The following is a 7068-nucleotide window of genomic DNA, read 5'->3' as shown; positions in this document are numbered from 1 at the left end:
GGGACGTGTCGGGCGGCGCGGGGACCTCGGCGTCCGCGGTCTTGGTCAGGACGCTCACTCGGCGTCCCCGTAGAGCTGCTCCACCAGAGACTTCAGCACCTGGTCGGTGCGCGGCCCGTAGTTGAGGAGCACCCCGTCGTCGATGGAGACGACGCGCCGGTCCAGGCCCGCGGGGGTCTCGGCGACGCCGGGGATCTTGAGGAGTCCGGCCACGCCGTCCACCGATTCGAGCCCCTTGCGCATCACCAGGATCGCGTCCGGCGCGGCCTTGGCGAGCGCCTCGCTCGTGATGGCCGTGAAGTCCTTCTTCAGCCCGGACTCCCCGCCCGCGTCGACCGCGCCCGCCGCATCGAGGAGCGAACCCGCCCCGGACTCGCGGCCGCCGAGCAGATAGACGGACGCCGAGCCGCGCAGATAGAGGAAGGCGACCCGCGGCTTCTTCTCGCGGGTCCCCGCGGGGATGTCGTCGCGGACCGCCGCGATCCGCCGCTCCGTGCGCTTCGACAGCTCGGCGCCCGACTTCTCGACGCCCAGGGTCTTGGCCACGGCCTCGATGCGCGGGCTCACGTCGGCGAGGCTCTTCGCGGGGTCGAACACGACGAGGGGGATGCCCGCGTCGCGGATCTGGTCGATGGCCTCGGCGGGACCGGTGGTGGAGTCCGCGAGGACGACGGTCGGTTCGAGCGAGAGCACGCTCTCCGCCGAGACGTCGTGCGCCCGCGTCACCACCGGCAGCTTCTTCGCCTGCTCGAAGGTGGCGGTGATGTCGCGGGCGACGACGTTCTTGCCGAGTCCCAGGGTGAAGACGATCTCGTTCAGGCTGCCGGTGAGCGGCACGATGCGGCTGGTGTCCCGCACCGTCACCCGGTGCCCGTCGGCCGAGGTCACGGTGGCGGGGAGCTCGGTCTTCGGCCGGGTCCCGAGCGGTTCGACCCGGTCGGGGGACGCGGCCCGCGCACCGGCCTTCGGCGCCTGCCCGCCGCCGTCGTCGTCCGACGTCCCGCATCCGGTGAGGCCGAGGGCGAGCACGGCCGCCCATGCGCCGGCGATGCGGAGTGAGCGCGGCATACGCACCGAAGTCCACCGTCCTGTCGTGTGGTTGGGGCCCGGTCCGGTCCGGGTTCCGGTTGGGGTCTTCCAGACCGGAGTGATCGTAGTTTAGGTTAGCCTTACCTAATTCGCTAGGCCCAGTCAGACCTGGAGGAGTCCCCCCATGCCCTCGTCCGGACAGGCGCGCGCCATCGGCCGCACCGCAGTCGTGGCCGCGCTCACCGCACTGGCCGCAGCCCTGCTCCCGGCGGCCGCCGCGCACGCCGAGGACCGCACGGTCCAGGGCGGACGGCTCGACTGGGGCATCAAGTCCTCCTTCCAGAGCTACGTCACCGGGCCCATCGCCCGAGGCAGTTCGACGCTGCGAGGGGGCGCGGCCACGGTCGGCGGCAGCCAGTTCCGCTTCCACTCGGCGAAGGGCTCGTACGACCCGGACGGCGGGGCGTTCAGCGCGGGCTTCTCGGGCGGAGTGCGCTTCACCGGCCACAAGAAGGGCGGCTCGTACGAGCTCGACCTGACGATCAGCCGCCCCACCGTGAGGGTCTCCGGCGGCTCCGGCACGCTCTACGCCGACATGGTCAGCAAGGAGAAGGGCACCGGCAAGGTCACCTCGACCCCGCAGGTGCCGCTCGCCTCGCTCGACGTCTCCGGCATCGACATGAAGGGCGGCACGGGGCCGATCGCCCTCAACAACCTTCCCGCGAAGCTCACTTCGCAGGGCGCCAGGGCCTTCGCCGGGTACTACACGGCGGGCACCGCGCTCGATCCGGTGAGCCTGTCGACGGACCTCGTGGCGAAGTCGGGGGACACGAAGCCCTCGCGCGAGCCCGCCGGGAAGGATCCCTCCGACGGCAAGTCGAAGTCGAAGTCGAAGGGGAAGGGCGAGGCGGGCCGCATCGAGGACGCCGCCGTCGACTGGGGCGTGCGCCGCACCTTCCGCGAGTACGTCACCGGATCCATCGCCAAGGGCGAGTGGAAGCTGTCCGCCGGCGCCCAGGACGGAGGCGCGCTCTTCCGCTTCCCCCGGGGCGAGGGCACGTACGACGAGAAGAAGCAGACCCTCGCGGCGGACTTCGCCGGAGCGGTCCGCTTCACCGGCGAACACGGCCTCGACCTGACGCTCTCCGAGGTCGCCGTCGACGTACGGGACGGCAAGGGCACGCTCTCGGCGGACGTCGACAGCAAGGGCGGCCGCGGCGCCACCCTGAAGAAGGCCCCGCTGATCACCTTCCCGGCGGCGGAGGGGGAGTTGAAGCCGAAGGACGGCCTCGTCTCCCTCGCCGAAGTGCCGTCGAAGCTCACCGCCGAGGGCGCCAAGGCGTTCGGCGGCATGTACAAGGCGGGCTCCGCGATGGACCCGCTGTCGCTCGCCGTCGCCCTCGACGACGGCGCGAGGCTGCCCGCGCTGCCCGACCTCGGCTCGTCCGCGAAGCCGGACGCCGGGCCGGAGCACGCTGAGCGGCCGAAGACCGAGAACGCCGCGCGGTCCTCCGACTCCTCGTCGAACGCCGTGCCCATCGGCGTCGGCGCGGGCGTCGCGGTGCTGCTCGCCGCGGCGGTCGCCTTCGGAGTCGTACGCAAGAAGCGCGCGGCGTCCTCCACCACCCCAGACGAGTCCTGACCGGCCGCCCTCGCCGGTCACCGTCGCCCCCTCACCCCCTCTCCCAAGGAGAAGCCTGATCATGGCCGCCACCCGTCGTCCCCTGACCCTCGCGGCAGCCGTCGCGACCGCCGTCGCGCTCGGCGCGAGCGCCCTCTCCCTGCCCGCGCTCGCCGCCGACGGCGGTGGCACCGGAAAGGCCGCCCCGCCGAAGCTGGAGCTCAAGGACGGCACGTTGCAGTGGGGTCTGAAGGAGTCCTTCCGCAAGTACGTCATGGGCATGGCCCACGGCAAGATCGAGGCCAAGGACGGCGCCTCGCAGGCCGCGGGCAACGGGGTGTTCACGTTCTCCGACGGCAAGGGGACGTACGACACCGGCACCCACGCCACCGACACCGCCTTCAAGGGAAGCGTCCGCTTCACCTCCACGGTGCACCGCTTCGAGATAGACATCGCCGACGTCAAGGTCCGCACCAAGGGCAAGACCGGCGCCATCCAGGCGGACGTGACGCTCAACGGCGCCGTCCAGCAGGACATCGACCTCGCCCGGCTCGACCTGAGCGCTGTCGGCCCCGGCCAGGGAGAGGGCGGCGCGATGGTCTTCAAGGACATCCCGGCGACGCTGACCGCGAAGGGAGCCAAGGCGTTCAACGGCATGTACGCGGAGGGCGAGAAGCTCGACCCGGCCACGCTCACGGTGACCCCGGGCGGTCCCGTCACCGACAAGCCCACGGACAAGCCCACCGACAAGCCGACCGATCCGACCGACCCCGGCAAGCCCTCGAAGCCCTCGAAGCCCTCGAAGCCCAGCAGGCCCGCCGAGCCCGCCGTGACCCCGAAGCCCGGCGCGTCGCAGAAGGCCGCGGGCGGCGTCGTCGACGGCAACCTGTCCTGGGGGCTGAAGGAGTCCTTCCGCAAGTACATCTCCACCGGCGGCAAGGCCACCGTCGCTGGCGGCGCGAAGAAGATCTCCAGCGGCTACCGGTTCCCTCACACCAAGGCGGACCTGAACTCCGACGCCAAGAAGGTCGACGCCTCCTTCGGCGGCAGTGTCCGCTTCACGTACCCGGCGCACGGCATCGACATGAAGTTCAGCGACCTCAAGGTGCGGGCGAACGGTGCCAAGGGCACCCTGCTCGTCGACGTCACCACGCCCAAGGGCACCAACAACGACGTCAAGTTCGCCACGCTCGACCTCTCCAAGGCCTCGTACGAGCCCAAGGGCGACGTCGTGCTGCTCGACAAGGTGCCCGCGACCCTCACGGCGGCGGGCGCCGAGCAGTTCGCCAACGACACGACCGGCTCCCCGTACCCGGCGGGCGAGAAGCTCGACCCGGTGACGGTCGCGCTGTCCGGCAAGGCGGGCGCCGAACTGCCGGCCGGCGGCGGGACCGATGGCGGCACCGGCGGTGAGGAGGCGGGCGGCACCGGCACGACGGGCTCCGGCTCGGTGGGCGGCGGCGGTTCGGTCGGCGGCACGGGCGCGCTCGCGGCCACCGGCTCCTCCGTCCCCTCGACCGCGCTGCTCGGCGCGGCGGGCGTGGCGCTCGCGGCGGGCGCGGGTGCGGTCGTCGCGGCACGACGGCGCCGGGGCGCCGAAGCGGTGTGATGCTTCAATGCCCGGGTGACTGAACCACTCGATGCAAGCGACGCACTGGAAACACTCGACGTAGTACGCGTCTTCTGCGGGCCCGACGGTCGGCACGGCAACGAACTCGGTGTCGTGCGCGACGGGGCCCGCATCCCCATGCGCGCGGACCGCCAGGCGCTGGCCGCGAAGCTCGGCTTCAGCGAGACGGTGTACGTCGACGACCCCGAGCGCGGCGTCATCGACATCTACACGCCCACCCTGCGGCTGCCCTTCGCGGGCCACCCCTGCGTCGGCACGTCCTGGCTCCTCGACGTGCCCGAACTGGTCACGCCCGCAGGGGTGGTGGAGTCCCGCCAGGACGGCGAGTTCACCTGGATCGCGGCGCGGGCCGAGTGGGCGCCGCCGAGGACGCTGCGGCGGTACGGGACGGTGGCGGAGGTCGACGCGCTCGACGTGCCGCCCTCCGGGGAGTGGATCTACGCCTGGGCGTGGCAGGACGAGGCGGCGGGGCGCGTGCGCGCGCGGGGCTTTCCCGGTCGGGACGACGGCATCGACGAGGACGAGGCGACGGGCGCGGCGGCCCTCCTGCTCACGCACGAACTGGGCCGCGCCCTCAACATCACGCAAGGGCGCGGCTCGCAGATTTTGACGGCCCCGGGGCCGTCAGGGGTGATCGAGGTGGGCGGCAGGACGGCGCTGGTCACGCGCTGAGCGGGAACTCCTCCCCGAGCTCATGGAACACCGCCGTATTCAAAGCGAAAGCGCGCTTGCACTCGTCGACGATCCGCTTCTTCTCCAGGTCGTCCGTGACCACCGCGTCGATCCCGTCGAGCAGCTCGCGGTAACTCCGCTTGAACGCGGCCGGGTTGGGGATGCCCTCGAAGACGTAGAACCGCACGCCGTCGCCCTTGCGGGCGAAGCCCCAGGTCTGCTCGGCCCTGCCGCGGATGATCTGGCCGCCGGAGAGGTCGCCGAGGTAGCGGGTGTAGTGGTGGGCGACGTACCCACCGGGCCAGGTGCGGGCGCACTCCGTGACCCGGGCCGCGTACGCCTCCGTGGCGGGCAGCGGGGTGACGCCCTCGCGCCAGTCCGCGCCGCGCAGGTGCGTGAGGTCGCGCTCCAGCTCGCCCACGCGGGCCAGCTCGGGCTGTATGAACGGCCCCGCGACGGGGTCGTCGCGCAGTGCCTGGGCGCCGTCCTCCAGGGCGCGGTACACGAACCACAGCTGCTCGGTGTACCGCGTGTACGCGTCGACGCCGAGTCGGCCGCCGAGGAGGTCGCTCATGAACGACGAGGTCTCCGCCTCCGTGTGCTGTTCGTGCGACGCGGTGCGGATGACCGTCGAGAACGGCGTCAGTGGCGTGAGCGGCGTGACCATGCGGTGCCTCCAGGGGAGCCGAGGGCTGACGGAATGGCGGGAACCAGTGCGACTCCTGCAGATCATGCAAGTTAGGCTTACCTAAGTCAACTGGTTCCCGACATCCTGTCGGTAAAAGAGTTACCCGCCCACCGCCCTCGGAACCTCCTGGTCCTGATCTTTCTCGGGCGGCGCGCCTCAGGGCAGCGTGAGGATGTCCGCCCCGGTGTCCGTCACCACCAGAGTGTGCTCGAACTGGGCGGTCCGCTTCCGGTCTTTGGTGACAACGGTCCAGCCGTCTTCCCACATGTCGTACTCGTGCGTGCCGAGCGTCAGCATCGGTTCGATCGTGAACGTCATGCCGGGCTGGATGACCGTCGTGGCGTGCGGGCTGTCGTAGTGCGGGACGATCAGGCCGGAGTGGAAGGACGTGTTGATGCCGTGGCCGGTGAAGTCGCGGACCACGCCGTAGCCGAAGCGCTTGGCGTACGACTCGATGACCCGGCCGATGATGTTGATCTGGCGGCCGGGGCGGACGGCCTTGATGGCGCGGTTGAGGGACTCGCGGGTCCGCTCGACCAGCAGCTTCGACTCCTCGTCGACGTCGCCGACGAGGTAGGTCGCGTTGTTGTCGCCGTGCACGCCGCCGATGTAGGCCGTCACGTCGAGGTTGATGATGTCGCCGTCGTTCAGGACGGTCGAGTCCGGGATCCCGTGACAGATGACCTCGTTGACCGAGCTGCACAGCGACTTCGGGAAGCCGCGGTAGCCCAGCGTCGAGGGGTAGGCGCCGTGGTCGCACATGTACTCGTGCGCGACGCGGTCCAGCTCATCGGTGGTCACGCCGGGCGCGATGTGCTTCGCGGCCTCTTCCATGGCGCGGGCGGCGATGCGGCCCGCGGTACGCATCAGCTCGATGGTCTCGGGGGTCTGCACCTCGGGCCCCGAGTACGGGGTCGGCGCGGGTTTCCCCACGTACTCCGGGCGGCGGATGTTGCCGGGGACGGAACGGTTGGGAGAGAGCTCCCCTGGGACGAGCAGTGACTGGCCAGACATGCCAGCGAGTCTAGCCAGCCGTCGTGGGGCAGCATGGCCTCAAGGAGCGGTACCCGAGCGGTGAGGGAAGGAGCGGGGCATGGCGCTGTTCAAGAAGCGGACGGTCGGCAGGCCGGGCGAGTGGTTCTACTGCCTGGAGCACCAGAAGGTGGAGGAGGGCCCGGACTGCCCCGGCAAGGACCGCATGGGCCCCTACGGCTCGCGCGAGGAGGCACAACAGGCGATGCAGACCGCAGCGGACCGGAACCTGGAGTGGGAGACCGACCCCAGGTGGCACGACAAGGGCGCCGGGGGCGAGGACAAGTAGCCGGGCGGGCGAGTGGCGGCGGCGCCGAGGCGCCCCGCGGCGGTCCCTAGATGTATTGATCACGAGCGTTGTTAACGCCGGTAGGGCTTGATCGTGGCGAAGGCCCC

7 protein-coding genes are annotated in these 7068 nt (G+C 71.1%); 4 read left to right on the top strand and 3 right to left on the bottom strand.

What is annotated here, in order from left to right; all coding sequences use genetic code 11:
- Positions 1-54 precede the first annotated feature (54 nt).
- Positions 55-1068, bottom strand: a complete 1014-nt coding sequence (locus AOK03_RS24410; protein WP_055567482.1) for a heme/hemin ABC transporter substrate-binding protein — start codon at positions 1066-1068, stop codon at positions 55-57.
- A 145-nt stretch (positions 1069-1213) separates the two neighbouring features.
- Here AOK03_RS24410 and AOK03_RS24405 point away from each other — a divergent pair, with 145 nt between their 5' ends.
- The 3 genes from AOK03_RS24405 (at position 1214) to AOK03_RS24395 (ending at position 4952) form a co-directional block, all read left to right on the top strand.
- Positions 1214-2671, top strand: a complete 1458-nt coding sequence (locus tag AOK03_RS24405) for an HtaA domain-containing protein (RefSeq protein ID WP_055567481.1) — start codon at positions 1214-1216, stop codon at positions 2669-2671.
- A gap of 61 nt (positions 2672-2732) precedes the next feature.
- Positions 2733-4259, top strand: coding sequence for an HtaA domain-containing protein (locus tag AOK03_RS24400; protein WP_055567480.1), 1527 nt, complete (start codon positions 2733-2735; stop codon positions 4257-4259).
- Between the two features lie 15 nt (positions 4260-4274).
- Positions 4275-4952, top strand: coding sequence for a PhzF family phenazine biosynthesis protein (locus AOK03_RS24395; RefSeq protein WP_425264404.1), 678 nt, complete (start codon positions 4275-4277; stop codon positions 4950-4952).
- On the opposite strand, the gene AOK03_RS24390 is transcribed toward AOK03_RS24395, so the two are convergent.
- Complete coding sequence (locus AOK03_RS24390; protein ID WP_055567479.1) at positions 4942-5619, bottom strand: biliverdin-producing heme oxygenase; 678 nt, start codon at positions 5617-5619, stop codon at positions 4942-4944. The genes AOK03_RS24395 and AOK03_RS24390 overlap by 11 nt on opposite strands.
- Positions 5620-5796: 177 nt before the next feature.
- The gene (gene map, locus AOK03_RS24385; protein WP_055567478.1) at positions 5797-6654 is read right to left on the bottom strand and encodes a type I methionyl aminopeptidase; all 858 of its coding nucleotides are present in this window, start codon (positions 6652-6654) and stop codon (positions 5797-5799) included.
- Between the two features lie 79 nt (positions 6655-6733).
- On the opposite strand from map, the gene AOK03_RS24380 reads away from it, so the two are divergent.
- On the top strand, positions 6734-6961 hold the full coding sequence (locus AOK03_RS24380) for a hypothetical protein (RefSeq protein ID WP_055567477.1): 228 nt from the start codon (positions 6734-6736) through the stop codon (positions 6959-6961).
- The last annotated feature ends 107 nt before the right edge of the window (positions 6962-7068 follow it).

Source organism: Streptomyces atriruber (assembly GCF_001418325.1).
GTDB lineage: Bacteria > Actinomycetota > Actinomycetes > Streptomycetales > Streptomycetaceae > Streptomyces > Streptomyces atriruber.
This window is presented reverse-complemented; position numbering and strand designations above follow the sequence as displayed.